The sequence below is a fragment of the Dyella sp. BiH032 genome (assembly GCF_031954525.1).
Taxonomy (GTDB): domain Bacteria; phylum Pseudomonadota; class Gammaproteobacteria; order Xanthomonadales; family Rhodanobacteraceae; genus Dyella_D.
Genome location: NZ_CP134867.1, coordinates 3,576,101 through 3,601,363 on the forward strand (window position 1 = coordinate 3,576,101; position 25,263 = coordinate 3,601,363).

Genomic DNA, 25,263 nt, shown 5'->3' on the forward strand with positions numbered 1-25,263 from the left:
ACATGCGTTGGCCATTGATGGCATTGCTGCTCGCGCCGGCCGCGGCGCTGCATGCCCAGGCGGTCTCCGTGGCGGAGGACATCCGCGCCGGCCGCGAGGCGCTCGCCGCGAACCAGCCGGCGCAGGCGCGCGACCATTTCGCCGCGGCGCTGGCGGGCGACGGCGCGTCGAACGACGAACGCTACGCCGCGGCGATGGGCCTGGGCCAGGCGACGCTGTGGCTGGGCGACTATGCCGCGGCCGATCGCGCCTTCCGCATCGCCCGCGATGCCGCCGCCGACGACGCCGCGAAGCAGGCCGCGTCCACCGGCCTGGCCCAGGCGCTCAACGCGCGCGATTTCCCGCGTGAAGCGCATGCGCTGGTCGCGCCTTACGCCATGAGCCAGACGCGGCCCACGGTGGAGCTGCTGCGCGCCGAGCAGGCCTTGGGCTGGCTCGATCGCGGCGAGCCTTATCTCGACGCCGCACCCGCACCTTCCACCGAGGGTTACCTCGGCACGCAGTACCGGCTGCTGAAGGACGACGTGGCCTTCAACCACGCCGCCCAGGTGGAAGGCGGCTTCGGCTACAGCCACGACAGCGATGGCCTGGACACCTGGCGCGTCGCCGCCGCCTATCGGTTCGCGCCCTCCTCCAGCGAGAACGTCTCGCAGCGCTGGGGCGTCGCCGCAGGCACCACGCACGTCGACCACGCCGGCCGTTCGCGTCATCTGGACGACCTGTCGCTGACCGGGCAGATCCGCCTGGGCGAGGACCATGCGATCAACCTGCGCGTCGGCCCCGGCCGCAGTGGCGGCAGGAGCTATGCGCAGGGCAATGCCGACTGGACGATCCAGCCGAACGACCGCTTCAGTTTCACCGCCGGCGCCGAGCGCGCGCCGGTGCCGACCGATACGGCGATCGACCATCACCTGCTCTACAACCTGTTCAGCGCCGGCGTGAGCGTGCGTCCCGCCGCGCGCCTGTACATCCTGCCGACCTATTACCGGCAGAACTTCAACGACGGCAACCACCGCGACGGCGGCGCGCTGCGCGTGCTGCTGAGCCCGTACGACATTCCCGGAACCAGCGCGGCGATCGGCGGCGAGTTCTCCGGCCGCATCTTCCACAGCGACCAGCCCAGCCGCGGCGTCTACTTCAACCCGCGCAATTACCGTTCCGGGCAGTTCGGCCTGATCGGGGTGTACAGCCTCAACCAGGATTGGAAGGTCCGCGCGCTGGCTTCCGGCGGACGGCAGGTGATCGACGGCGCGGGCGCCGGCGTCTACACCGTGGGCATTTCGCTGCAGGGGCGCCTGCCCGGCAACGGACGCCTGGATCTGCAGCTGGCGCGCAGCTCGGCCGCGTCGGCCAGCAATGGCGGTTCTGGCTACTGGAACAACAGCATCAACCTGGTGGTGCGTTACCCGCTCTGAACCGCCAGGGCCACCATGCGGCGCCGCCGTGCCGCGCGTAGCGGTCGGCGGCACGCTCGAACGGATTGCGCGCGCTCACGCCGCCGCACAGCAGATACAGCGGCAGGAATAGCGGACCCAGCAGCATGTATTGGTACACATGCGCGCGCTCGTGCGCGGCCAGCGACACCGGCGGCTCCGCACCGAAGCCCGCGCGATGCGCATAGGTGAGGCAAAGCCGGTCCAGTTCGCGACCGGTGGACAGGATCACGTTGCCGAACGTGATCGCGCCGCCGGCACCGCGCCACGGCACACCGAGGAACACCAGCGCCAGGCCGTCGCGCCGCCAGCGCATGCGTGCGCCGAATGGCAGGCAGCACAGGCCGGCCATGATGCCCAGCGCGGTATTCGGGACGGTCCACAGCGCACCGGCGCACAGCAGCGCCCGCCTCGCCGCGCCCGGTCCGCGTCTTGTTTCCTGCTCCGCCATCACCATCTTTGCGCTCGAAGTCCAGGCCGCCGGAGTCTGCCATGTCCGCCACCGCGAATGTCCCCTGCCCTCACTGCGGCGCGCTGAACCGCGTGCCCGCGGAACGCCTTGGCGAGCGCCCTTCGTGCGGCCGCTGCAAGCAATCCCTGTTCGACGGCAGGCCGGTGGAGCTGGATACCGCGCATTTCGATGCTGTTGCCTTGCGCGGCGATCTGCCGGTGCTGGTGGACTTCTGGGCCACCTGGTGCGGCCCCTGCCGTTCGTTCGCACCGGTATTCGCCGACGCGGCGCGGCAATGGGAACCGCGCGTGCGCTTCGCCAAGGTCGACACCGACGCGCAACCGGCGCTGGCGCAACGCTACGGTATCCGCAGCATTCCCACGCTGATGCTGTTCCGCGGCGGACGCGAGATCGCGCGGCAGGCCGGTGCGCTGCCGCCGGCGCAGCTGCGGCAGTTCATCGAGAGTGCGTTGCGCTGATCCCGGACAGCTCTTGGTGTGCCGCCAGCTTCAACGGCGCGCTCCGCCCGGCGCCTCATCCTGGCGGGGGAAGAGCGTAGCGCGGGGAACCTGGGTACGGTCGTTCATTCCGTAGTCGCGCACCATCTCGGCGACGCGCAACCGGTAATCGCGGAACAGCCCCTGGCGTCCGCGCACTTGCGCGGCGCGATGGGCCTCGAACTCGCGCCATGCCGCCACGGCGGCCTCGTCGCGCCAGAACGATAGCGACAACAGCCGGCCCGGATCGGACAGGCTCTCATAGCGCTCGATCGAGACGAAGCCGTCGATGCCTTCCAGCTGCGGACGCAAGCTGGCGGCGATCTCCAGATAGGCGGCACGGCATCCCTCGGCCGGCGCGACCTCGAAGATCACGGCGATCACGGCCGCTGCGCCTCCGCCGCCTCGATGAAGGCCTCGACGCTTCGATACAGCGAATCGCGATACCGTTCCAGGTGCATCACGTGCGAACCATGGTCGATGCGCAGGCGCCACACGAGCGGGCTGTGGCTGAAGCGCGTGAGGAAGGCCGCCGCGTGCGTATCGTCGACGATGTTGTCGTGGTCGCCGTACACCGCGAACACCGGCACGGTGACCTGCCCGGCATCGTACGGATAGTCGCCGCGCTGTACTTCGGCGATGTCCGCCAGCGGCCCGGCGGGAATGCGCAGTTGCCCTGGCGCGTCGCCCGGCACGTGCGGCGCCGAGGCCTCGAAGGCGGCGGCCCAGCGCGACGTCACCGCCGGCTCCAGCAGGCGCATGTCCTTGGGCAGGACATCCGCGAACAGCAGTTGCCGATAACGCTCTTCTGCGGTGATCGACCACCACGCCTGCTGCGTCGGTGCCTCCTGCGCGCCATCGGGCACCACCGGGCCGAACAGCGTGAGCGAGGCCAGCGTCGCGGGATGGCCGGCCGCATACGCGGCGGCGGGAATCGTGCCCCAGGAATGCGCGACCAGATGGACCGTCATGCCGCGCGTGGCGTGCAGCGCGTCGACCGCCAGGCCGATCTCCCGCGCGGCTTCCGGCGCGCGCGTCACCGGTGCGTCCGCAGCGGCGCGGCCGGCCATCGCGGGCGGCCGGCTGGAAGCGCCGAAACCGAGGAAATCCAATCCGCAGGCGAGGTAGCCGCGGCGCGCCATGAACGCCATCCACGAATCGCCCGGCGCGAACTCGAAGCCCGCGGCCAGCAGGGTCGGAAAGCTGGCGCCGTGCACGAACAGCACGGCATGGCGCGCAGGCGCGGCCGGCTCGATGCAATGCAAGGCCACCCGTTGGCCGGGCTCGCCCGCCGGCAGATATTCGGTGCGTACCTGGGTTGCGCCGAGCGCGGCCGCCAGGCCGATGGAAAGCAGGAGAGACATGCGAAGGACCTCGTGAGAACAAGCACGCATCCTCGCGTGCCTCTCCCCGCGATCGTTTCGCCACCTGTCGAAACGATCGGCGCCGCGCCTCGCTAGGCTTCGTCCGGCGCTGTCAGGAACTGCACGACAACATGGAGCAGCCGGCCTTCGTCCGCGCCCAGTCCGGCCGCTTCTGCGCGAAACGCTCGCGCCCCGGCTGGTCGTCGTACGGATGGCGCAGCACGTCCAGCAGCTCGCCGATGCCGGCATAGTCGCCCTGCTCCGCGCGATCGATCGCCTCCTGCGCCAAGTAGTTGCGCAGCACATAGCGCGGATTGACGCCATGCATCAGCGCGCGGCGCGCCTCCCGCGTCTGCGGGTCTTCCACGAGGCGCGCGGTGTACCGGGCCAGCCAGGCCTGGAAGCCCGCCTCGGTGCGCCACTGTTTCTCCGGGTCGTAGAAGGCGTGGCGCAGCGGCTCCAGCGTCGGCGCGTAAGGGTCCACATCAGCCAGCGCGCGGAAGAACAGCGTCATGTCCACCTCGCCTTCCTTGAGCAGCGACTGCAACGACTGCATCAGCGCCACGTCCTCGTCGCGGCATTCGGTCAGGCCGAGCTTGGCGGCGACGAAACGGCGGTCGGCATCGGCGAAGGCCTGGGCGTAACGATCCAGCCCCGCCTGCAACGGCTCCACGCCGCCGAACAGAGGCGCGAGCGCGCCGGCCAGGCGGCTCAGGTTCCACCATGCGATGTCCGGCTGCTGCCCGAAGCGATAGCGGCGGCGGCCCGCGTCCGTGGTATTGGGCGTCCAGTCCGGATCGAAATCGTCGATCCATCCGTACGGACCGTAGTCGATGGTCAGGCCGAGGATGGACATGTTGTCGGTATTCATCACGCCGTGCACGAAGCCGACGCGCATCCAGTGCGCCACCATCAGCGCGGTGCGCTCGCATACCTGGCCGAACCATTCGGCGTAAAGCGCTTCGCCTTCGCCGCGCAGCTCCGGGAAATCGCGCCGGATGGTGAAGTCCACCAGCTGCCGCAGCAGCGCGGTATCGCCGCGCGAGGCGGGCAACTCGAAGTTGCCGAAGCGGATGAACGATGGCGCCACGCGGCACACGACCGCGCCCAGTTCTTCGCGCGGATGGCCGTCGTAGAACATGTCGCGCACCACCTTCTCGCCGGTGAGCACCAGGCTCAGCGCACGCGTGGTGGGCACGCCCAGGTGCTGCATGGCCTCGCTGCACAGGAATTCGCGGATGGAGGAACGCAGCACCGCGCGGCCATCGGCGCCGCGCGAATACGGCGTGGGCCCCGCACCTTTCAGTTGCAGTTCCTGGCGCCGCCCCTGCTCGTCGACCAGCTCGCCCAGCGAGATCGCGCGGCCATCGCCGAGCTGTCCCGCCCACACACCGAACTGGTGTCCGCCGTAGTTGGCCGCCCATGGCTCCATCCCCGGCAGCAGCGCATTGCCGCCGACGACCCGGACGAATTCCGGCCTGGACAGGTCTCTCTCGTCCAGACCGAGCCCGGCGGCCACTTCCGGGGACCAAGTGACCAATTTGGGCGCTGCCACCGGCGTCGGTTCCACGCGGGAAAACGCCGCCGCCACTTGCCGCACCGCAACAACCTGCTCGGGATCGGCAGGAAGTTCGCGCACGAAGGCATTGTCGAAACGGAGTTTTTGCATGAGGGGAAACGGGCGATGGGAGCGGCGTTTCCGATATCGCGGCGGCGCGGCGCGAACGCAAGGCTCGCCGATGCTCCCGGTACGAACATTGCTAGCCGGATTCAGGCGAAGACGGAGCGGTCCAGGACCGTCTTCACATTTCACACACATTCCCTTAGTTTGCGTTTACGATGCGTTCACGGCTGCACAGGGGCAGCCCAGGGGGTCCCAGACTATGCAGATGATCCATGGCCAATCCGCTTTAGGACGCGGCATCCAGCGAATCGCAGAAATGCTCGCGATGAAGGCGGGGCAGGACGCCAAGAGCAAGCGCAAGTCGGCATCGGAATTCCATCTGGTGTCCTGGCAGCCAGGCGCACGCTCGCGCCGCGAGGACGAGCTCGCCCGCGCGCGCCAGCAGATGCTTTCCGTTCCGGCCGAGTCGTAAGCGCGTCAGCTGCGGAAGATCGCGGCGACCTCGTCAGCCGCGAGCATCCGCCACGCGCCCGCGGCCAACTGCCCGTCCAGCACCAGCCCGCCGATCGAGGCGCGATGCAGCGCCTCCACGTGATTGCCCACGGCGGCGAACATGCGCCGCACCTGGTGATAGCGCCCTTCCGTAATGGCCAGCCGCGCGCGCCGCGGACCGAGCACTTCCAATCGCGCCGGTTCCAGCGGCTCCGTTTCCGCTTCGAGCATCATCTGCCCGCTGGCGAACAGTTCGCCCTCGTCGCCACGCAGACCGTGCGCGAGTTCCGCTTCGTACACCTTGGTGACGTGAGCGCGCGGAGAAATGATCCGGTGCAATAGCGCGCCATCGTCGGTGAACAGCAACAGCCCCGACGTGTCGCGATCGAGCCGCCCCACCGTCGACAGCGCGGGGTCGCGCATGCGGTAGCGCGGCGGCAGCAGATCGAAAACCACCCGGCCCGGGTCCTTGCGTGAACAGGTGTAGCCAACCGGCTTGTGCATCATCAGCACCATGCCCGGCGGCGGATCGAGCGGCTCACCATCGAGGCGGACCTCGCCGTGCGGCACCTTGTCGTCCGCGTACAGCACCTCGCCCTGCGCGTCGGTGACGCGCCCCTCGCGGAACATCCAGGCCACGTCCTTGCGGCTGCCGTAGCCGAGGTTGGCGATCAGCTTGACCAGCTTCATGCGCGCACACCCCGCGCTTCGATCACCTTGAAGCCCTCCTGCGTCACCACCGTGCGCACCTCGGCGAAACGCGCGGCGAGCGTCGCCTCATAAGGCAGGTGCCGGTTGGCGACCATCCAGAAGCGTCCTCCCGGTTGCAGCGCCGATGCCGCCGCATCGATGAAGGCGCGGCCGAGCGCCGGCAGGTCCTCGCGCCCTTGGTGGAACGGCGGGTTGCTGACGATGGCGTCGTAGCGCGACGGCAGGCCGGTGGTGACGTCATGCCAATGCACGCCCACCGACACGTCGCGGCCCACTTCGCGGCATGCCGCGTCCATGTTGCGCCGCGCCGGTTCCAGCGCGCGTGCTTCGGCTTCGTAGAGATCGATACCCGCCACCTGCGGGCAGCGCGCCAGCACTTGGGCGGAGAGATAGCCATAGCCGGCACCGAGATCGGCGACGCGGCCGTGCAAGTCTTCCGGGAGATGCGCCGCGAGCAAGGCCGACGCCACGTCGACGCGATCCCACGCGAACAGGCCGGGCCGGCTCAAGTAACCGGCCGCGTTGAGGCGCGGTTCGTCGAATGCGCTCCAGGTGTCGCGCAGCGCGAGGTCAACGCGTTCGCCCAGCGGAGCGGTCCAGAACACGCGGCACTTATGCTTGGACAGATGCGCCACCGGGCCGGCCAGTTGCGCGAGATCCGCTTCGCCGGAGCGCGCACCGCCGGCATTGGGCATGCAGGCGAGCACGACGCCGCCGCCGCGCGCATGCCGCACAGCGCGCGCGAACAACGCCCGCGCTTCGTCGCGCTGGCGCGGCGGCAGTACCAGCACCAGCGCGAAGGGTTGGTCCGCGGCAGGATCGGCTACCCGCAGGCCGCTACGCTCCAGCTCGGTGGCGAATGGCTTGAAACTCTGCTCGCACAGCCAGCCCGGCTGCACCATCTCGCGCAGGCGGAAGCCGTCGCGCGCATGCAGGAACAGCACGCGCCCGTCGGGCGGCAGGCGCAGCTCGCCGGAAGCGAGCGGAACGAACAGGGCCTCCAGCGCCATCTGCGCGGAAGACAGTGCGGCAGCATTCACTGGCCGGCCTTTCTCGAAAGGGAAACGCCGGCATTTTACGCGCCGGCGCCGCGGTTTCGCGCAGCAACGCGCTGCGCTACCGTGTCGCCATGCGGCGCGCACCGACCCTGTTTGACGCTCTGCTGGCCGGCCTGGCCTGCCTCGTCGCCGGCTGCGGCCCTTCGCCGCCCTCCAGTTCCTCCCTGCCGCCGCACGTTGCCGCCGCCCCCGCCTTCGAGGGCCGCTATGCACACGGGAGCCTGCGCCTGGACATTGCTCGTCGTGGCGATGGCTACTGGCTGGACATCCGCGACGACGGCCCGACGGCCTGCGCCTTCAGCGCACCGGCCATCCGCCTGGACAATCGCCTGCTGGCCTCGCTACAGGACTGGAAGAGCGGCGCCGTACTCACCGTGCGGCCTGCCGATGACGGCGTCGATGTGCTGAGCGAACAGGAAGACGACCACTTTTCCCTCGCCTATTTCTGCCGCGGCGGCGCCAGCCTCTCCGGCACTTATCGGCCGGCCGGCGATACGGCCACGCTGTGACGCTCAAGGTGGCGCGGGAACCGCCCGCAACGCTCGGCTCCGCACGATAGTCCGCAGGCTGAGCCCGAGCAGCGCCCCGATCGCCAGCGTGCTCAGCGCCAGCAGCGAGAAAGCCGCGATCCTGCCCGGCGTCGACGGCCATGCCGCGGCGTAACGTTGCGCGGCCACCGCGGTAGCCGCCAGGGGAAAACTCAGCGCCCACCAGGAGAACTCGAATGGCCGCTCGCGCACCATGGCGTAGACGCGCGGCAGCAGCACAGCGAGCAGGAACACGGCGAGATAGAACAGCGAGCGCGCGAACGTATCCACGGTCCCTGTTACCGCCACCCAGGCGGAGAAACCGACCGAGAACGGCGCCAGCAGGATCAGCAGCGCGGGCTGCGGCGACGACGGACGCAACATCAGACGCGCGAACACCAAGGCCAGCAACGGCAGACCGAGCACCAGGCCAGCCGCGGTCGCGAACACCATCGCCTCGCGCAGGCTGCTGCCGCCCAGGGCGGGATAGGCGAGCGGAATGTCCAGCAGGCCCACCACGGGAATCAGCCACGCCGGGCCCACATGCGCTTCCTCCTGCCCGCCGGACAGCCAGCGCGAGAGGCTCCACCACGCGAACACCGTCATGCCCGCGACGCCTGCCAGCCACATGCCGCGCGCCAGAGATGCCACCGCCTCGGGCAGCAGCATTGGCAACAACAGCACGCTGATCCAGAACGTGCCGGCGAAAGGCTGTGTCGCCGGATGGCGCAGCTCGGCCAGCCAGGCCTCGCGCGCATATCGCGCGCGTCGAAGCTGCACCGCGGATTGCAGAAAGAAAACGGCCCATGCCACTACGGCCAGCGCGTCGCCCATCCATCGCGGCGCCAGCGCAGCCTGCGCTGCCAACCGCCACGCGAGCGACAAGCCCGCCAATCCCATCGCCGAGCCAAACAGACCCACCGGCCACGGCGTGATCGCGCTGGCCGTTTCCTGCGTGCGCATGGTGCTTTTCTCCGGAAAGTCCCCGTGCGTCCGGCCGCGGCTGCGCGCGGCCGGACATCTCGATCACGCCGCCTCGTGCGCGGCGACGGCATCTAGCGTGCGCGCGGAGTACACCAGCGCCGCGCCCGCATTGATCGCCACGGCCACGCCGAGCGCCTCGGCGATTTCCTCGTGCGAAGCGCCCAGCTTCAGCGCCTTGGCGACGTGGATGGTGATACAGCCGTCGCAGCGCGCGGTCACCGCCACGGCCAGGGCGATCAGCTCGCGCGTCCTGGCATCGAGATGGCCGGTCTTGTCGCCCGCGGCGGACAGCGCCTGATAGCCGGCGAGCGTGCCGGGACTCAGCTTGCCGAACTCGCCGACACGGCCGAGCAGTTCATCGCGGTATTGGGTCCAGTCGAGCATGGCGGTTCTCCTCATCTTGGTTGGCAAGCGGGCCGGTGGCCCGTCATGCCGCGCAGTGTTGCGCCGCCCGCCGCTGCGCTGAATACTCCGGCGACTCCATTGTTGGCGCGAACGTCTCATGGACGCCCTCAGCCGTCTGATCCAGCTCGCGCAACTGCAAGGCAGCCTCGATGTGCGCTGCCAGTTCGCCGGCGGTTTCGCCGTCGACCACGACCCGGCCGCTCCTGGCGAAGCCTTGTTCCACCTGGTGCTGGATGGCGATTGCGCGATCGAACCGGCCGGCGAGGCGACCGTCCCGCTGGAAACCGGCGACCTGGTGATCTTCCCGCGCGGTGCCGCGCACCGTATCCGCGATCGCACGGGCCGCGTTCCCGCCGCGCCGATCCGGCTCGAACACGACGGCCTGCTGCCGCTGCGCCGCAATGCCGACGGCCCGGCGGATCTCGATCTGCTGTGCGGCCGCTTCCGCTACGCGCCAGCCTCCGCCAGTCTGCTGCTCTCCACCTTGCCCGCCACCCTGAAGGTGTCGTTGCGGGACAGCGCGGGCATGGATGCACTGCAGGCCCTGGTCGCGCTGATGCGCCTGGAAGCCGACCAGCGCCAACCTGGCGCACTCGCCGTCGTCACCGCCCTCACCCACGCCCTGTTCGCACTCGCTCTGCGCGCCCATGCCGCCAGCGACTCGCCACAAGCCGGTCTCCTCCCCCTGCTCGCCGACCCCCGCCTCGGCGCCGCCGTGCAAGCCATGCTGGCCGATCCGGCGCGCGCCTGGACACTGGAGGAACTCGGCCGCCTCGCCGCCATGTCCCGCGCCAGCTTCGCCCGCCACTTCGGCGAACGCGCCGGCATGACCCCCGCCGACTGCCTCACCCGCCTCCGCATGCAAATCGCCGCCGACCTCCTCCTACGCACCCGCCGCCGCACCGGCGACATCGGCCAGGACGTCGGCTACCAGTCGGAAGCCGCATTCGGCAAAGCGTTCCGGCATTACATGGGAAATACGCCGGCGAGGTTTCGGAGGGAACATGGAGGCTTTGAGGCGCCGTAGGGTGGCATCGGTCTTGCGCGTCTTGCGCGTGAATGCTTTCGAGCGATTCGATGGTCAAGGTTCCCGCAAGCACCCACCCCTCATCCCGCCTTCTCCCCGGAGGGGAGAAGGAGAAGTGAATACCGAGGCAAGCAGCCAACGACCAAGCAAGAGCGAGCGAAGCGAAGCTCCGAGTGGCTCTTGATCTGCCGGGTTCCCTTCGCGGCGGTGAGGGCTGGACGATCAGGCCGCCGCAGGCGGGCGGGGACAGGACGTCCCCGCCTTTTCGATCAGGGCATGGATGCCCTGTCGAAAAGCCCGGCCAGCCCTCAACGCACCCGGAGGTGGCGAAGGCCACCGGAGGGCGCCGCGCAGGGTGCCCTTCTTCTTGGTTACTTCTTCTTGGGCAAGCAAGAAGAAGTAACTCGCTCTCCGGCAGGAGAGCGAAACCCTCGCCCCGCGAGGGGCGAGACACGACTGGCCGTGAGGCGACAACCGAGTCGTGTCGCTACTGGGTGACTCGCTGCGCTCGCCCCTTCGGGGCCGCCCTGCGGGCGTTCTCCGCGCTTCGCGCTCCGTCAGGCCTACACCGGAATGACGAGGATGGAAGTGCGAGGCGCCCCTGAGCGCCCGTTGGGGTTCGCGGGCTCACCCCAACCTACGCCATATCGCGACAGCGACGACGCAACACACACCCCACGTCGCCCCAGCGCATCAACAACTTCATTTGCGCCGCGACGCCAGGCGATCCGCCAACCGCGTCGCCTCCGGCAACCGATACCGCGTACACCCCCGCAACACACGCTCCACCGCCCCCTCCACACTCATCCGATGCCCCGGCGACACCACCAGCGGCCGCACCCGCTCCTTGCTGCGCAACACCATGCCCACCACGTTCCCGCGAAACACCAGCGGCACCCGGTCGCCGCGCTGATCGCCCAGCGGCCCGTGCTTGCCCACCAGGATCGTCTTGGCCACGCCGATCGTCGGCAGACCCGTGATCACCCCCAGATGCGAAGCGATGCCGAGCCCACGCGGGTGCGCGATGCCCTGCCCGTCCACGAACACCAGCCCCGGGCGCTCCGGCAGCGACGCCAGCGCCTCCAGCACGGCGGGCAGCTCGCGGAACGACAGCAGGCCGGGGATGTACGGCATGCGCGTGGGCAGGCGCGCGACCGCTTCCGCCAGCGGCAGCAGCGTGCGTGCGTCGAGCAGCACCGCTGCCGCGCGCGTGATCGCGCCCTGCTCCTCAAAACCCACGTCGACGCCCGCGATGCGCTCGGGTTCGGGGAAGTCTTCCACCAGGCTTACGCGCTTGGCCCACGCGGTCTGCAACGCGCGGGCCTTGGCCACGTCGCCGTCCCACGCCGGCACCGCGCCGATGATCGTCGTCCAGTCCATGGGCGCAGCGTGGCGGCAAAGGACTGAACGGGTCGTCAAGAAAGCGCCTTCTTTGATTGACCATGCACGGACGCGCCCGGATCATGCCGCCATGCGCAACCTGCTCCGTACCGTGCTGATCCTGCTGCTGGCCATCGGCGGCGACTCCCTGGCCATGGCCCAGGACACCCCGCCCGCGGCGCCTGCCCAGGCCACGCCGGTCAACGTAGACCAGCTCAATGGCCAGCTCGAGCAGATCCGCCAGACCATCGCCGATTCCGACAAGCTCGGCGATGCCGCACTGCAGGATCTGCGCATCCGCGCGCAGACGTTGCAGCAACAGGCCGACCAGCTGGTGAACGGCCTGGCGCCGCAGTCGGACGCGCTCAAGGCCAAGCTCGACGTGCTCGGGCCCGCTCCGGAGAAGGGCCAGCCGGCGGAACCGCCCGAGGTCGCCAACCAGCGCAAGGAGCTGAGCAAGGACAAGGCCGACGTCGACGCGCAGATCAAGCAGGCGAAGACGGTGAGCCTGGAAAGCCAGCAGCTTTCCAACCAGGTCGCGACGCTGCGCCGGCAACTGTTCGAAGCGCAGATCAGCCAGCGCACCTCTTCGCCGCTGAGCCGCGCGTTCTGGGCCTCGCTCTCGCGCAACGGACCGGATGACCGCGCCGGGCTGGCCGCGCTCGGCAGGGACGCCTGGAACGGTATCGCGCAAGCCTGGCAGCCGGGCAACCGCACGCCGCTGATCGCGTGCCTGCTGGCCGCGGTGGCACTGTTCGCGGTGGGCCGTCGCCTGCTCGAGCACGCGCTAGTCCGGCTCACCAGCAACCGCATGCCGGCCGGCCACCTGCGGCGCAGCGCGCTGGCGATGCTGATTACGCTCGGCACCACGCTCACCTACGGCTTCGCGGCCTATCTGCTGTATCTGGCGATCGACTGGAACGGCACGCTGGGCGAGGACGTCGGCGGCATCGCCGCCGCGCTGGTGTCGTACGCGTGGCTGAGCTCGTACACCGCCGGCCTGGGCCGCGCCCTGCTCAGCGCGGGCCGCCCCTCGTGGCGCGTGCCTGCGCTCAGCGACGGGCTGGCGCGCAGCCTGCGGCCGTTTCCGCCCTTGCTGGCGTGGTGTTCGCTGTTGCTAGGGCTGACCGAGCACATCACGGCGCAGATCGCCGCCTCGCTGTCGGCGACGGTCGCGGTCAACGGCCTGATGGCCCTGCTGGTCGGCGGCCTGATTGCCGCCGCGCTCGTACGCATGGGCCGCGCGCGGCGCGCGCTGCTCGCCGCCGGCGGAACGCCCGGCAAGCGCCCGCTATGGGTGGGCTTGCTGGTGGCCGCGGCGTTCGTCGGCGTCGCCATGGTGTTCCTGGGGCTGCTCACCGGCTACATCGCGTTCGCGTTCTTCGTCGCGCGGCAGATGCTGAGCGGCGGCGTGATCGTGGGCTCGGTGTACCTGCTGATGCATCTGATCAACGACGTGTTCGAGACGTTGTTCTGCCCGGATTCGCGGACCGGCTCGCGCCTGCAGGAATCCTTCGGCATCGCGCCTGCGCGGCTGGAACAGACCGCGGTGGTGCTGTCCGGCGCCGCCCGCGCCTTCCTCCTGCTGCTGGCGATCCCGCTGCTGCTCGCGCCCTACGGCGCCGGTCCCGACGAGCTGCTCAGCCGCGGCGGGCAGCTGTTCGCCGTACGCACGATCGGCACGCTGCCGATCGTGCCGGGCAACATCTTCAAGGCGCTGGTGGTGCTGGTTGCGGGCGTGGCCGCGACACGCCTGATCAAGCGTTGGCTGTCGCAGCAGTTCCTGCCCAAGACCGTGCTCGAACCGGGCATGCAGATGTCCATCGTCACGCTGCTCGGTTATGTGTGCGGCGTGCTGGTGTTCGTGCTGGTGCTCGCCGCGCTGAAGGTGGACCTGCAGAGCATCACCTGGGTCGCCTCGGCCTTGTCCGTGGGCATCGGCTTCGGCCTGCAGGCGATCGTGCAGAACTTCATCTCCGGCCTGATCCTGCTGGCCGAGCGCCCGGTGAAGGTGGGCGACTGGGTGAGCCTGCCCGGCGCGGGCGTGGAAGGCGACATCAAGCGCATCAACGTGCGCGCCACGGAAATCCAGCAGGGCGACCGCTCCACCGTGATCGTGCCCAACTCGCAGCTGATCACGCAGAACGTGCGCAACGTGACGCAGGCCGGTGCGCTGGGCCGCGTGCAGATCCGGCTGCCCCTGCCGCTGGGCATCGACGCGGGCAAGGCGCGCAAGGTGCTGATCGGCTCGATGAACGACCATCCCTCCACGCTGGAAACGCCCAAGCCGAACGTGCAGCTGGACACCATCGAGGGACAGGCGCTGATCTTCGTGTGCACGTCCTACGTGAACAGCCCGCGCGACGTCGGCGCGGTGAAAAGCGACCTGCTGTTCGACATGCTCGACCGGCTCGCCACCGCGCAGGTGCCGATGGCGCTGCCGCAGAACATGGTCCTGCACCGGCCGCCCGCCGAACCCAGGCCCGCCGAATCGAAACCTGCCGAACCGAAGCCGGCGAACGACGCCGGGCTGGTGCAACCGCCGAAGCCGGAGCCGCCCGCCGCCTGACCATGGCGGCGCGCCGGGAGAGCGATCATGGGACACCACGCCATCACGCCCGCGCCGCCGCTGGACCTGTGGGTCGACCGGCTATGGGACTGGGACATGCCGCCAGCCGCGCACCGTTTCGAGCGCATCCTGCCGGCACCCGGCACGTCGCTCATCGTCAATCTTCATGAAGACGAAACCCGCGTCTACAGCGACGACGACGCGCGCCTCTGCGTGCGCTCCGCCGCCGCGGTGCTCGGCGGCCCCAGCCTGCGCAGCCAGGTCATCGACACGGCCGAACAGGTGCGGGTGATGGGCGTGGTGTTTCGGCCGGGCGGCGCCTATGCGCTGACCGGCGAAGACCAGTCCGCGCTGGCCGGCCGCGACATCGCACTGGAAGACCTGTTCGGCACCGCCGCGCGTCGGCTGCGCGAACGCCTGCTGCATACCGCCGCGCCGCGGGAGCGCCTGGCCGTGCTCGAGCAGTGGCTTCGCGCGCGCCTGCGCATCGCCGCGCCCGACGCCACGCTCGCCTACGTCGCCGAGGCGCTGGAGCGCCGGTCGCAGGTTGCGCGCATCGCGCCGCTGGTGCGCGAAACCGGGTGGTCGGAGGATCGCTTCCAGCGGCATTTCCGGCGCCAGTTCGGCATGGGGCCGAAGCGCTATGCGCGCCTGCTGCGTTTCCGCGCGGTCGTCGAGGAAGCGCACGCGTCGCCCGCGATCGAGTGGAGCCGCGTGGCCGCCGACAACGGCTACGCGGACCAGGCGCATCTCACGCGCGAATTCCGCGAGTTCGCGGGCATGACCCCGGCCGCCTTCCTGGCGGCGCGGGGGCCGTACGCCAATCACGTACCGCTCGATTGATGCCTCCGCGCTACGCCAGCGGCAGATAGATGTCCGTGCGCAGCAGCACTTCCGGCGTCTGCTCGGGATCGTCCAGGTAGTGATGGAACAGGGGCTCGTCGCGAAGCTCGCGGCCGCTGTCGGCGAGCCAGCCGGCAAGCATCGCGTCGGTGACTTCGTCCAGGAGATCGAAGCTGCCCACGTGACGGAACCGCGCCCATTCCCCGCCGCCCAGGTCTTCGGCGATCAGGCCGTCGCCCGGCTCGGCCGGCCGGCCGAAGGCCACGGCGCAGTCGAAATCGAGACCCGCCGCCGGCGCGTCGCGCGGGTCGCCGTACGGCACGCCGTAGATGCCGGTCACGTGCTCCACCAGCCCCTGCGTGGCGGCCCACTCGAACACGCGCCCGTACACGAGGTTCAAGCCATCGAAATCGCCGCGATGGCGCACGGCGATCACCCGGAACGGCTCCACCGACACCACCTCCACGCGCAGTTCCGCGGCAGGCTCGCGTTCAAGGGCTGGCGCCTGGCTGCACCGCGCGATGGCCCGCGCCAGGCGTTCGGCTTGTCCGCGCAGTTCGCTCGGCGAGGCATCGAAAGCCTGGCGGAAAGCCCGCGCGAAGGCCTGCGGCGTTTCGTAGCCCACCGCGAGCGCCGCCTCGGTGACCGGCTGCGCCGGATCGGCCAGCAGGCGCAACGCGCGCAACAGACGCAGGCGCAATACCGTGCCGCCGGGGGTCTCGCCCGTCAGGGCGCGATACACGCGGTGGAAATGGAACGGCGACAGGTGCGCCGCTTCGGCCAGCTGCCCCGGGTCGGGCAGTTCGGCGCCGGTGTCGACGGCGTGCTGCAACAAGGCCACCGCGCGATCGATGCCCTGCAGATAACGGTGGCGCGTCTGATCTCTCATGCTCGGCTCTCCAGGGGAAAGGAAGCGCAGGGTCGATGATGCCCCCGCCAAGGCGCGGTTCCGATCTTGCGCATCGGCGCCGCGCCCCAGCCGGATGCCACCCGAGAGTAGGCAAGAAGTCATGGTGGGCACCGCCGGGGCTTGCCCGTAAAGTCGATGTTCATCATCCCTGCCCCCTACGCCGCCCGCGACGGACCGCCCCGCGGCTCTGCCTGGAGGTTTCATGTCCATTCGTCGTCCCTCGTTCGGCCCGTCGTTCCTTGCCGCTACGCTCGCCGCGGTGCTCGGCGCCGGACTCGCCCATGCGCAGACCGCTCCGCTCACTCCGGACATCCCTGCCAAGTTCGACTCGCCCACCGCCGGCTACGACTATGTCAAGCGCGAGGTGATGATCCCGATGCGCGACGGCGTGAAGCTGCACACCGTGATCGTGATCCCCAGGGGCGCCAAGCACGCGCCGATCCTGCTGACGCGCACGCCATACAACGCCAGCGGCCGCGCTGCGCGGCTGGAGTCGCCGAGCATGCTGGCCGAGCTGCCCCAGGGCGACGAGGTGTTCGTGCGCGGCGGCTATATCCGCGTGTTCCAGGATGTGCGCGGCAAGTACGGCTCCGAAGGCGAATACGTCATGACGCGCCCGCTGCGCGGGCCGCTCAACTCCAGCGAAGTCGACCACTCCACCGACGCCTACGACACCATCGACTGGCTGGTGAAGAACTTGCCCGAATCCAACGGCAAGGTCGGCATGCTCGGCTCCTCGTACGAGGGCTTCACCGTGGTGATGGCACTGATCCATCCGCACCCCGCGCTGAAGGTGGCCGCGCCGGAAAGCCCGATGGTGGACGGCTGGATGGGCGACGACTGGTTCCATTACGGTGCGTATCGCCAGACCAACTTCGACTACATCCGCGGCCAGACCGCGCAGAAGGGCAAGGGCTCCGGTGCGCCGCGCACAGGCTTCGACGACTACAGCAACTTCCTGGAGGCGGGCTCGGCCGGCGATTACGCACGCGCCAACGGCTTCGATCAGCTGCCGTTCTGGCGCAAGCTCGACGAGCACCCCGCCTACGATCAGTTCTGGCAGGAGCAGGCGCTGGACAAGATCATGGCCAAGCAGCCGTTGAAGGTACCCACCATGTGGCTGCAGGGCCTGTGGGACCAGGAAGACATGTGGGGCGCGATCCACAGCTACGAGGCCACCGAGCCCAAGGACAAGGGCAACGACAAGAACTTCCTGGTGATGGGCCCCTGGCGCCACAGCCAGGTGAACTACGACGGCACCTCGCTCGGGCCGTTGCAATGGGATGGCGACACTGCGCTGCAGTTCCGCCGCGACGTGCTCAAGCCGTTCTTCGACCAGTACCTGGTGGATGGTGCGCCGAAAGCGAACACGCCGCCGGTGCTGATCTACAACACGGGCGAGAATCACTGGGACCGTTACAAATCCTGGCCACTGAGCTGCGACCAGGGCTGCGCGGGCAAGCCGAAATCGCTGTACCTGGCAGCGGACAGCAAGCTGTCGTTCGACGCGCCGGCCGCAGGCGCGGCCAAGTATGACGAGTACGTCTCCGACCCGGCCAAGCCGGTGCCGTACCAGCCGCGCCCGGTCCATTTCGCCGATCACGACGCATGGACGCGCTGGCTGGTGGTCGACCAGCGTTTCGCGGATGGCCGTCCGGACGTCCTTACCTACGTCACCGAACCGCTCAAGGCGCCGTTGCACGTCGGCGGTGCGCCGCAGGTCAACCTGTACGCTTCCACCAGCGGCACCGACAGCGACTGGGTGGTGAAGCTGATCGACGTGTATCCGGATACCAACGCATCGGCGCCTGACATGGGCGGCTACGAACTGGCCGTATCGCTGGACATCTTCCGCGGCCGCTACCGCACCAGCTTCGAGCATCCGCAGGCGATCGCGTCCGACCAGCCGCTGCTGTACAGCTTCGGCCTGCCCACGGTTAACCACGTGTTCCAGCCGGGACACCGCATCATGGTGCAGGTGCAGTCCTCGCTGTTCCCGCTGTACGACCGCAATCCGCAGACCTTCGTACCGAACATCTTCGATGCCAAGCCGGCGGATTACCGCAAGGCGACGCAGCGCGTGTGGCACACGCCGGGCACGGCGAGTGCGATCAGCTTGCCGGTGGTGTCGGGCAAGTAAGCCGCAAACGCTGCGTAAAAGAAGGGGCTGGCGCAACACGCCAGCCCCTTCTTCGTGCCAAGAAGCAGACTTACTTTGCCGGCGCGGCGTTGGCCGGCGGCTTCAGCGTCGAGCCCGGACGCGCGATCGCGTACATCTCCCAGGTGATCTGCTTGAGCAGTGCGATGCGATCGCCGCCTTCGACGTACAGGTCGAAGTGCGTGCGGTCAGGCACGAAGCGCACTTCGGCCTTCGCATGCAGTCCATCCAGCACGGCTTTCAACCGGTGCGCCGCGCCGTCGAGATAGAACGTATCCGCCGTGCCGATGATGAGGTGGATCTTGCCGTCCAGGTCGGGCTTCAGCGTGGGCCATTCCCTCTGCAGGCGGCGCGCGATGTCGAAATGCTCGCTCCAATACGACGCCACCGCCGGATCCACCGCGCCCGTGTCGCGATCGAACATCGGCAGCGGGCGCCCATCCGCGCCGCGCGGCGAGAACACCCATTCGAACGAGGCGATCTGCCCGCCATACTCGCCCAGCACGCGCTCCAGCTTCGAGAACTGCTCGAATGTGGCCAGCACCTTGCCCTTGTCGCGGATCAGCGGATTGGGCGAGCCGTCCGGCTTGCGATAGGCGTTGGCATTCGGCGCATAGAGATCGACGCCGGTAAAGTCATGGAAGTCGCTCGGATCGGGCGAAGTCGACCAGGTGCCGCCGAAGACCTTCGGGTAGCGCGTCTGCAACCACAACGTGGCCCAGCCGCCGGACGAATGGCCATTGAGGAAGCGCCCCTGCGGCTTGCCGTCCATGCGGTACTGCTTTTCCAGCTGCGGGATGAGTTCTTCGGTGAGCGCCTTGCCCCAGGGTCCGTTGTTCACCGAGTCGGCGAACTCGTGCGTGCCGGTCGGACTGGACTCGTCGAGGAACACCCAGATCATCGGCGGCATCTCACCCTTGCTCATCGCCGCATAGCTGTTGACGACCGGGCCGTATAGCCGCTCCAGGCTGCCGCCGAAACCGTGCGTGTAGTAGACGACCGGATAGCGCTCGGCCTTCTTCGCGTCGTAGTCCGGCGGCAACAGCACCCAGCCGCGCATGTGGATGGGACGTCCCCAGAAGGCCGACAACGCGGGGCTGACGAAATCGATGGAACGCGTGTGCTCGCGCGCGGCCGGAATCGCATCGCGCACGGCCTGCGGCACGGAGGGCGGCAGTGTCCATGCCTCGTGCGCCGGCAGCGTCCGGGCCAGTTGCAACGCGGGCAGTTCGGTAGACGGCAGATGCAGCGATACGACGTCGCTGACCACATCGCCCACGCCGCGGCCACCGTAGTTGTAGTTGTGGTTGACGTCGAGCACCGCCTGCATCACGTAGTCGCCGGGGGGCAGCTGCGCGAGCGGCCCCGGAAAGGCCAGGTCGTCGGCGTCCAGGCTCACCGTCGCGCCAGGCGCCAGGTAAGTCACTTCCCGTGCGGCGACCAGCGTCTGGTTCGGCTGCAACGGATTGATGTCGACTTCCTCCACCTTGCCGTCCTTCGCCTGCGCCTTGGCGGCGCCGGCTTCGGTGACGAACAGCAGCAGGCGGCCGGATACCGGCTTGTCCTGCGCGCCGCCCAGCCCGACGCGGACCAGGTGGTGAGCGCTCGGCGCATCGGTGCGGGCCAGTGCAGTGCCGCCGAGCAGGGCAAAGCCCAGCAGCGCGGCGGCGACGGGACGGCGTAGAAGCATGATGGGTCTCCCCTGCGAAGAAGCCGATGGCGACGGCTGGCGGCGCGGGCTTCCCATCGCGCCGCCGCCGTGGATGGGATCAGCCTTCCTTGGCGTTCTTCACCGGCGCAAGGCGCAGGTCCTGGAAGTCGAAGCTGAAATCGGTGAGCGGCGAGATCGGCTGCATGCGCACCTCGCGGATCGCGCCGTCGGCGTCGAGCGAGAAAGTGACGAACGCATCGGCGTTGAGCGAGCGGTCGTCCCAGCGCACCACGAAGGTGTCGTGCTGCCACGGCGTCATGGTGCCGACCAGCTGCGGCGTCTTGCTGAAGCGCAGGCGCAGCTTGCCGCCTTCCTGCACGACCGCGACATCGCCGTACCACGGATCGCGGTAAGTACCGGCGTACTTCGTCATCGGCAGCGAAGGCTTGCTGTTCTTGTCGCGCGCGGCCTCATGCTTCTTCCAGCTGTCGTCGGCCTTGGCTTCCGACTTCTTCACCGCGGCCGCATACGCGGCGGCCCAGTCGGTCTTGTCGCGGCCGAGGTAGGCATCGAGCACGCGATACGTGACGGCGTTGAACGCCGCGCCGGATTCCTGGTTGGTCAACACCACCACGCCCAGCTTCAGTTCCGGCACCAGGGTCAGGCGCGACACCATGCCTGGCCAGCCGCCGGTGTGCCACACCAGACGCTGCCCGCGATAGTCGGAAAGGAACCAGCCTTCGCCGTAGCCGGCGAAGTTCGGCTTGGTCGCGGCCAGTTCCGGCACGGACGGTTCGCCGATCTTCATCGGCGTGAGCATCGACCACATCTGCTTCTGGCTGTCTTCCTTGAAGAGGCGCGCATCGCCACCCGGCAGCTTGCCGCCGGCGAGCTGCACGTTCATCCACTTGGCCAGGTCGTGCACGCTGGCGTAGATGCCGCCGGCGCCGGGGTTGTTGACCCAGGCCATCGGCGGCACGGGCTTGAGGTCCTTGAAGTCGAACTTGGCGTGGCCGACGGCCACGTTCATGCCCGGCTTGAGGTAGGTCATGTCGACCAGCGACTCGTCCATGCCCACCGGCTTGAAGATGTGGTCGCGCAGATAGTCCGCATAGCTCTGGCCGGAAGCTTCCTCGATCACCAGCGTGGCCACGGCGAACAGGATGTTGTCGTAGGCGTAGGCGCTGCGGAAGCTGGTGGCGAGCGGCACCTCGCGCAGGCGCTGCACCACTTCCTTGGTGGTGTACTTCGTCGGCGGCCAGTACAGCAGGTCACCCGCGCCCAGGCCCAGGCCGCTGCGGTGCGCGAGCAGGTCGCGGATGCGCATCTCGCGGGTCACGTACGGATCGGACATCTGGAACCAGGGCAGATGGTCGATCACATGATCGTCCATCTTCAGCTTGCCCTGCTCGGCCAGCATCTGCAGCGCGGCGGCGGTAAAGGCCTTGGTGTTGGAAGCGATGGCGAACAGCGTATGCGCGTCGACCGCGCCGGCCTTGCCGGTTTCCTTCGTGCCGAAGCCCTGCTCCAGCACCACCTGGCCGTCCTTCACGATGGCCACGGCGATGCCTGGTACGTCGAACTGCTTGCGCGCGCTGTCCACGTAGGCGGTGAAATCCTGCAGCTGTGCCGGCAGGGCCGGGCTGGCCGACAGCGCCGATTCCGGTGCGGTGTCCTGCAGAGGCGGCTGCGCCCAGATCGGGGCGGCAAAGATCAGCAGCGCGGCGCAGCAGGCCAGGCGCGGGGACAGGACTCGTCGGGACATCGTCGGCTCCAGGTTCTTTGGATTACTTTTTCTGCGAGTCAGAAAAAGTAACGCGGGCAAGGCGAAGCGGCCAACTATCGCGGCAAAGCCACGCGGACGCCAGCGCGGGAAGTCATGCGCCGCCGCAAGGCTCGACGGCTGCGATCCGGCCCGGGATGATGGCCCCTTTGGCCGAGAACCCCGCCGCCGCATGCCTTTCCGACCCGAATGGATCGCCGCTAATGCCCTGGCCCTCTGGGCCCTCGTCCTGCTGCTGGCGCTGCTCGCCGGCGACCTTGCCTGGCGACGCTGTGCCCGCCTGCGCGCGGACGCCGATACCGAAGGCCGCTACGCGCCATGGATGCGCCGCCGCACCGGCATCGCGCTGGTGCTGTCCCTGCTCTCGCTGTTCGGTGGCCTGGCCTATGCGGTGGGCGTAGGCGAACCGGGACAGCTCGCCGCGTTCGACGGTGCGCTAGCCGAGCAGTTGCGCACACACATGTCCAACGCAGCGCTGCGCGCGATCGCCCTCCTCACCCAGCTGGGCGGCACGCCCTGGGTGGCTTCCGCCTCGGTGCTGGTACTGCTGTTGCTGCGCCGCGCATGGCGACTCGCTGCCGTATGGGCGTTCGCGCAGGCCGGCATCCTGCCCCTGGTCAGCGCGATCAAGGCGACGATCCTGCGCCCGCGCCCCCTGCATGACCATGGCTTCGTCACCGAGGCCGGCTGGAGCTTCCCGAGCGGGCACGCGCTCGGCTCGGTGGTGTTCTACGGCATGCTCGCGTATGTCCTGCTGCGCACGCTGCCCGCGCGCTGGCATCGCGCAGTGGTCGCCGGCGCGGTAGCTCTCGTCGTTGCCATCGGCATCAGTCGCATCCTGCTGCAAGTGCACTACTTCAGCGACGTCATGGCCGGCTATGCGGGCGGGCTGCTGTGGCTGCTGCTGTGCATCGGCATCGCCGAGCGGTGGCACCCGCGCGCGGCGGCCTGATCAGCGCACCGCGACGGGCGCGTTCTTGCCGTGCCCATCCAGCCACGGCGCGAGCGAGACCGACCAGATGTTCTCGCTCGCGTTGTCCCAGGCCTGCATGCGCGCGAGATCGCGCTCGGCCTGCTCGCGCGAGCGCGGATAGCTCACGTGCTCGGCGCGGTGGCTGCTGAAATAGAGCGTGCGGCCGTCCGGCCCCAGATGCGATCCCCACGGATCGTCGACATTGATGCCATCGCCGAGATCGACCGGCTCGCCCCACTGCGTCCCTTCGCGGAAGGCGACATAGAGGCGGTCCGGCTTGCCCTTGCCGGCGTAGTTGGCGTCGAACACGATGAACGACTCATCCGGCGCGATCGCCGGATCGAGCTTGTGCGCGGCCGGGTCGCCCAGCGCGACGAGTTCCGGCGGCTGATAGGCGCCGTCGCGGTACTGCGAGCGGTACAGGCGGAAATCGTCGTCATCGCCGGGCCGCTGGAAATACACGCTGCCGTCCGCCGCGACGCTGGGCGCATAGACCCGCGAGCTGCTGTTGACCGCATCCGGCAGCCGCACCGGCTCGCCCCAGCCGTCCTCGCCCTTGCGATCGACGCGCCACAGGTGCCCGCCTGCGCCCGGCATGACCTTGCCGTTGGCCATCACCGCATCCAGCGCCTTGCCGCCGGGCGTGTCGGGACGATTGGAGGTGAAGATGAGGAAGGAGCCATCCGGCGCCATCGCCGGATCGTGGTCGAGCCATTGGCCCGAGAACGGCGCGATCTTCGGCTCCGACCAGGCATGCCCCATCTTGTGCGATTCCAGGATCACCGCGTTGGGCCAGCTGATGCGGTCGAAGAACACCGTATGGCCGTCCGGCGAGAAGGCCACCGAATCCTCGTTGGCCGCTCCGGAAATAACACCGGGCGCAAAGATTTCCGGAGCGGGCTCGTGCGTCTCGGCAGCGGCGGACGCCGCGAAGGAAAGCGAGAGCGACAGCAAGGCGTAAGCGATCGGCTTCATGGGCAGCTCCGGCAGCGCGATGCGCCTGGATACGCCGACGCTTCCGTCGCGGCGCGTGCCTGAAGTCACGACCCGCGTTTCACGGGGGCGCATGGCATGATGGCCCGCCATCGCTCGCTCACGGCCATGCCCACCGACGACCTGTTCAGCCGTGCCAGTCCCCGCTCCGATCGCATCCGCGTCGGCATCGGCGGGTGGAACTACGCTCCCTGGCGCAAGAACTTCTATCCCGACGGCCTGCCGCAGCGCCGCGAACTGGAGTACGCCAGCCGGCATCTGCGCGCGATCGAGATCAACGGGACCTATTACGGCGCGCAGAAGCCCGAGACCTACAAGCGCTGGGCGGCGGAAACGCCGGAGGGCTTCGTGTTCTCGCTGAAGGCACCGCGCTACGTCACTGAAGGCAAGCGCCTGGCCGCCACCGGCAAGGGCATCCACGGTTTCGTGCACGGCGGCCTGGCGGAGATGGGCGACCGTCTCGGCCCGATCCTGTGGCAACTCCCACCGTCACGCCCGTTCGACGCCGACGACCTCGCCGCCTTCCTCGACCTGCTGCCGCGCGAACTCGACGGCACGCCGCTGCGGCACGTGCTGGAAGTGCGCCACCGCAGTTTCGTGAGTGAAGCCTACGTGGCGCTGGCCCGCGAGCACCGCATCCCCACCGTCTACACCGACTCTCCCGATTACCCCAACCTCGCCGACCTCACCGGCGACTTCGCCTACGCCCGCCTGATGCGCAGCGCCGACGATATACCTACCGGCTACGCCGCCGACGCACTGGACACATGGACCGACCGCGCGCGGCAGTGGTCGAACGGCGAAGACTGCGAAGCCCTTCCCCACGCCGCCGCACCGCTTGCGAAAGGCAAGCCACGCGATGTGTTCGTCTATTTCATCAGCGCGGCGAAGCACCGTAACCCTGCGGCGGCAATGGCGTTGCAGGAGCGGGTGGATCGGGGTTGAGAAAAGGTGTGAGAAGCGGCGTGTGGTTGTTGGGCGTTGCGATGGACCGCATCGCTTGTGATGGAAGGTAGATCTTCTTCGTAGATGCGTCGGGGCGAGCACCCGCCCCTCATCCCGCCTTCTCCCCGGAGGGGAGAAGGAGAAGTGCGGTACCGCGGCAAGCAGCCAACGACCACACAAGAGCGAGCGAAGCGACGCTCCGAATGCTCTTGATCTCCCGGGTTCCCTTCGCGGCGGTGAGGGCTGGACGATCAGGCCCGCGAAGCGGGGCGGGGACATGGATGTCCCCGCCTTTTCGATCAGGGCAGGATGCCCTGTCGAAAAGCCCGGCCAGCCCTCAACGCACCCGCAGCAGCGAAGGCTGCGGAGGGCGCCGCGCAGGGGGGCCTTCTTCTTGGTTACTTCTTCTTGGGCAAGCAAGAAGAAGTAACTCGCTCTCCGGCAGGAGAGCGAAACCCTCGCCCCGCACGGGGCGAGACACGGCT

The 25,263-nt window shown here is 68.9% G+C and carries 23 protein-coding genes; 10 read left to right on the forward strand and 13 right to left on the reverse strand.

The window, feature by feature from the left end; translation table 11 throughout:
- Nucleotides 1-2 precede the first annotated feature (2 nt).
- A complete protein-coding gene (locus RKE25_RS15700) occupies nucleotides 3-1,415 on the forward strand; it encodes a hypothetical protein (RefSeq protein WP_311839031.1) in 1,413 nt (470 codons plus the stop codon).
- Here RKE25_RS15700 and RKE25_RS15705 read toward each other — a convergent pair.
- Complete coding sequence (locus tag RKE25_RS15705; protein WP_311839032.1) at nucleotides 1,387-1,884, reverse strand: hypothetical protein; 498 nt, start codon at nucleotides 1,882-1,884, stop codon at nucleotides 1,387-1,389. The genes RKE25_RS15700 and RKE25_RS15705 overlap by 29 nt on opposite strands.
- 41 nt (nucleotides 1,885-1,925) lie before the next feature.
- Between RKE25_RS15705 and trxC the strand changes: the two genes are divergently transcribed.
- On the forward strand, nucleotides 1,926-2,363 hold the full coding sequence (gene trxC, locus RKE25_RS15710; protein ID WP_311839033.1) for a thioredoxin TrxC: 438 nt from the start codon (nucleotides 1,926-1,928) through the stop codon (nucleotides 2,361-2,363).
- A 30-nt stretch (nucleotides 2,364-2,393) separates the two neighbouring features.
- Here the strand turns inward: trxC and RKE25_RS15715 are convergent, their stop codons facing one another.
- The 3 genes from RKE25_RS15715 to RKE25_RS15725 all read right to left on the reverse strand — a co-directional run bounded on the left by RKE25_RS15715 (nucleotide 2,394) and on the right by RKE25_RS15725 (nucleotide 5,414).
- Nucleotides 2,394-2,765, reverse strand: coding sequence for an antibiotic biosynthesis monooxygenase (locus RKE25_RS15715; protein WP_311839034.1), 372 nt, complete (start codon nucleotides 2,763-2,765; stop codon nucleotides 2,394-2,396).
- The gene (locus tag RKE25_RS15720; protein WP_311839035.1) at nucleotides 2,762-3,745 is read right to left on the reverse strand and encodes an alpha/beta fold hydrolase; all 984 of its coding nucleotides are present in this window, start codon (nucleotides 3,743-3,745) and stop codon (nucleotides 2,762-2,764) included. Before RKE25_RS15720 ends, RKE25_RS15715 begins: the two co-directional genes overlap by 4 nt.
- A gap of 112 nt (nucleotides 3,746-3,857) precedes the next feature.
- On the reverse strand, nucleotides 3,858-5,414 hold the full coding sequence (locus RKE25_RS15725) for a YdiU family protein (protein ID WP_311839036.1): 1,557 nt from the start codon (nucleotides 5,412-5,414) through the stop codon (nucleotides 3,858-3,860).
- Between the two features lie 214 nt (nucleotides 5,415-5,628).
- Between RKE25_RS15725 and RKE25_RS15730 the strand changes: the two genes are divergently transcribed.
- Nucleotides 5,629-5,841, forward strand: coding sequence for a hypothetical protein (locus RKE25_RS15730; protein WP_311839037.1), 213 nt, complete (start codon nucleotides 5,629-5,631; stop codon nucleotides 5,839-5,841).
- Nucleotides 5,842-5,846: 5 nt separating this feature from the next.
- Here RKE25_RS15730 and RKE25_RS15735 read toward each other — a convergent pair whose 3' ends face one another.
- Together RKE25_RS15735 and RKE25_RS15740 are read right to left on the reverse strand one after the other, a co-directional pair.
- Nucleotides 5,847-6,551, reverse strand: a complete 705-nt coding sequence (locus tag RKE25_RS15735) for a 16S rRNA pseudouridine(516) synthase (RefSeq protein WP_311839038.1) — start codon at nucleotides 6,549-6,551, stop codon at nucleotides 5,847-5,849.
- Nucleotides 6,548-7,582, reverse strand: coding sequence for a class I SAM-dependent methyltransferase (locus RKE25_RS15740; RefSeq protein ID WP_311842410.1), 1,035 nt, complete (start codon nucleotides 7,580-7,582; stop codon nucleotides 6,548-6,550). The genes RKE25_RS15735 and RKE25_RS15740 overlap by 4 nt, the downstream gene beginning before the upstream one ends.
- A 119-nt stretch (nucleotides 7,583-7,701) precedes the next feature.
- Between RKE25_RS15740 and RKE25_RS15745 the strand changes: the two genes are divergently transcribed.
- The gene (locus RKE25_RS15745; RefSeq protein ID WP_311839039.1) at nucleotides 7,702-8,139 is read left to right on the forward strand and encodes a hypothetical protein; all 438 of its coding nucleotides are present in this window, start codon (nucleotides 7,702-7,704) and stop codon (nucleotides 8,137-8,139) included.
- A gap of 3 nt (nucleotides 8,140-8,142) precedes the next feature.
- Here the strand turns inward: RKE25_RS15745 and RKE25_RS15750 are convergent, their stop codons facing one another.
- Entirely contained in the window at nucleotides 8,143-9,120 is a 978-nt protein-coding gene (locus RKE25_RS15750) for a C4-dicarboxylate ABC transporter (protein ID WP_311839040.1), read from the reverse strand.
- A gap of 63 nt (nucleotides 9,121-9,183) precedes the next feature.
- Entirely contained in the window at nucleotides 9,184-9,525 is a 342-nt protein-coding gene (locus tag RKE25_RS15755) for a carboxymuconolactone decarboxylase family protein (RefSeq protein WP_311839041.1), read from the reverse strand.
- Between the two features lie 118 nt (nucleotides 9,526-9,643).
- Between RKE25_RS15755 and RKE25_RS15760 the strand changes: the two genes are divergently transcribed.
- A complete protein-coding gene (locus tag RKE25_RS15760) occupies nucleotides 9,644-10,573 on the forward strand; it encodes an AraC family transcriptional regulator (protein ID WP_311839042.1) in 930 nt (309 codons plus the stop codon).
- Nucleotides 10,574-11,275: 702 nt separating this feature from the next.
- Here the strand turns inward: RKE25_RS15760 and nfi are convergent.
- Nucleotides 11,276-11,953, reverse strand: a complete 678-nt coding sequence (nfi, locus tag RKE25_RS15765) for a deoxyribonuclease V (protein WP_311839043.1) — start codon at nucleotides 11,951-11,953, stop codon at nucleotides 11,276-11,278.
- Between the two features lie 91 nt (nucleotides 11,954-12,044).
- Here nfi and RKE25_RS15770 point away from each other — a divergent pair, with 91 nt between their 5' ends.
- Together RKE25_RS15770 and RKE25_RS15775 are read left to right on the forward strand one after the other, a co-directional pair.
- Complete coding sequence (locus RKE25_RS15770) at nucleotides 12,045-14,522, forward strand: DUF3772 domain-containing protein (RefSeq protein ID WP_311839044.1); 2,478 nt, start codon at nucleotides 12,045-12,047, stop codon at nucleotides 14,520-14,522.
- Between the two features lie 27 nt (nucleotides 14,523-14,549).
- Nucleotides 14,550-15,365 (forward strand): helix-turn-helix domain-containing protein, encoded by an 816-nt coding sequence (locus RKE25_RS15775; RefSeq protein ID WP_311839045.1) that lies wholly within the window; start codon nucleotides 14,550-14,552, stop codon nucleotides 15,363-15,365.
- A 10-nt stretch (nucleotides 15,366-15,375) separates the two neighbouring features.
- On the opposite strand, the gene RKE25_RS15780 is transcribed toward RKE25_RS15775, so the two are convergent.
- Nucleotides 15,376-16,254 carry a GyrI-like domain-containing protein gene (locus tag RKE25_RS15780; RefSeq protein ID WP_311839046.1) on the reverse strand — a complete coding sequence of 293 codons (879 nt, stop codon included), beginning with the start codon at nucleotides 16,252-16,254 and terminating at the stop codon, nucleotides 15,376-15,378.
- A gap of 223 nt (nucleotides 16,255-16,477) precedes the next feature.
- Here RKE25_RS15780 and RKE25_RS15785 point away from each other — a divergent pair, with 223 nt between their 5' ends.
- Nucleotides 16,478-18,415, forward strand: a complete 1,938-nt coding sequence (locus tag RKE25_RS15785; protein ID WP_311839047.1) for a CocE/NonD family hydrolase — start codon at nucleotides 16,478-16,480, stop codon at nucleotides 18,413-18,415.
- A 70-nt stretch (nucleotides 18,416-18,485) separates the two neighbouring features.
- On the opposite strand, the gene RKE25_RS15790 is transcribed toward RKE25_RS15785, so the two are convergent.
- Nucleotides 18,486-20,123 carry an alpha/beta hydrolase-fold protein gene (locus RKE25_RS15790; protein WP_311839048.1) on the reverse strand — a complete coding sequence of 546 codons (1,638 nt, stop codon included), beginning with the start codon at nucleotides 20,121-20,123 and terminating at the stop codon, nucleotides 18,486-18,488.
- A gap of 79 nt (nucleotides 20,124-20,202) precedes the next feature.
- The gene (locus RKE25_RS15795) at nucleotides 20,203-21,849 is read right to left on the reverse strand and encodes a serine hydrolase (RefSeq protein WP_311839049.1); all 1,647 of its coding nucleotides are present in this window, start codon (nucleotides 21,847-21,849) and stop codon (nucleotides 20,203-20,205) included.
- A 190-nt stretch (nucleotides 21,850-22,039) separates the two neighbouring features.
- Between RKE25_RS15795 and RKE25_RS15800 the strand changes: the two genes are divergently transcribed.
- Entirely contained in the window at nucleotides 22,040-22,819 is a 780-nt protein-coding gene (locus tag RKE25_RS15800; protein WP_311839050.1) for a phosphatase PAP2 family protein, read from the forward strand.
- Here RKE25_RS15800 and RKE25_RS15805 read toward each other — a convergent pair whose 3' ends face one another.
- The gene (locus RKE25_RS15805) at nucleotides 22,820-23,815 is read right to left on the reverse strand and encodes a hypothetical protein (protein WP_311839051.1); all 996 of its coding nucleotides are present in this window, start codon (nucleotides 23,813-23,815) and stop codon (nucleotides 22,820-22,822) included.
- A 126-nt stretch (nucleotides 23,816-23,941) separates the two neighbouring features.
- Here RKE25_RS15805 and RKE25_RS15810 point away from each other — a divergent pair, with 126 nt between their 5' ends.
- Nucleotides 23,942-24,778: a DUF72 domain-containing protein gene (locus tag RKE25_RS15810; protein WP_311842411.1), complete on the forward strand. Its 837-nt coding sequence runs from the start codon at nucleotides 23,942-23,944 to the stop codon at nucleotides 24,776-24,778.
- The last annotated feature ends 485 nt before the right edge of the window (nucleotides 24,779-25,263 follow it).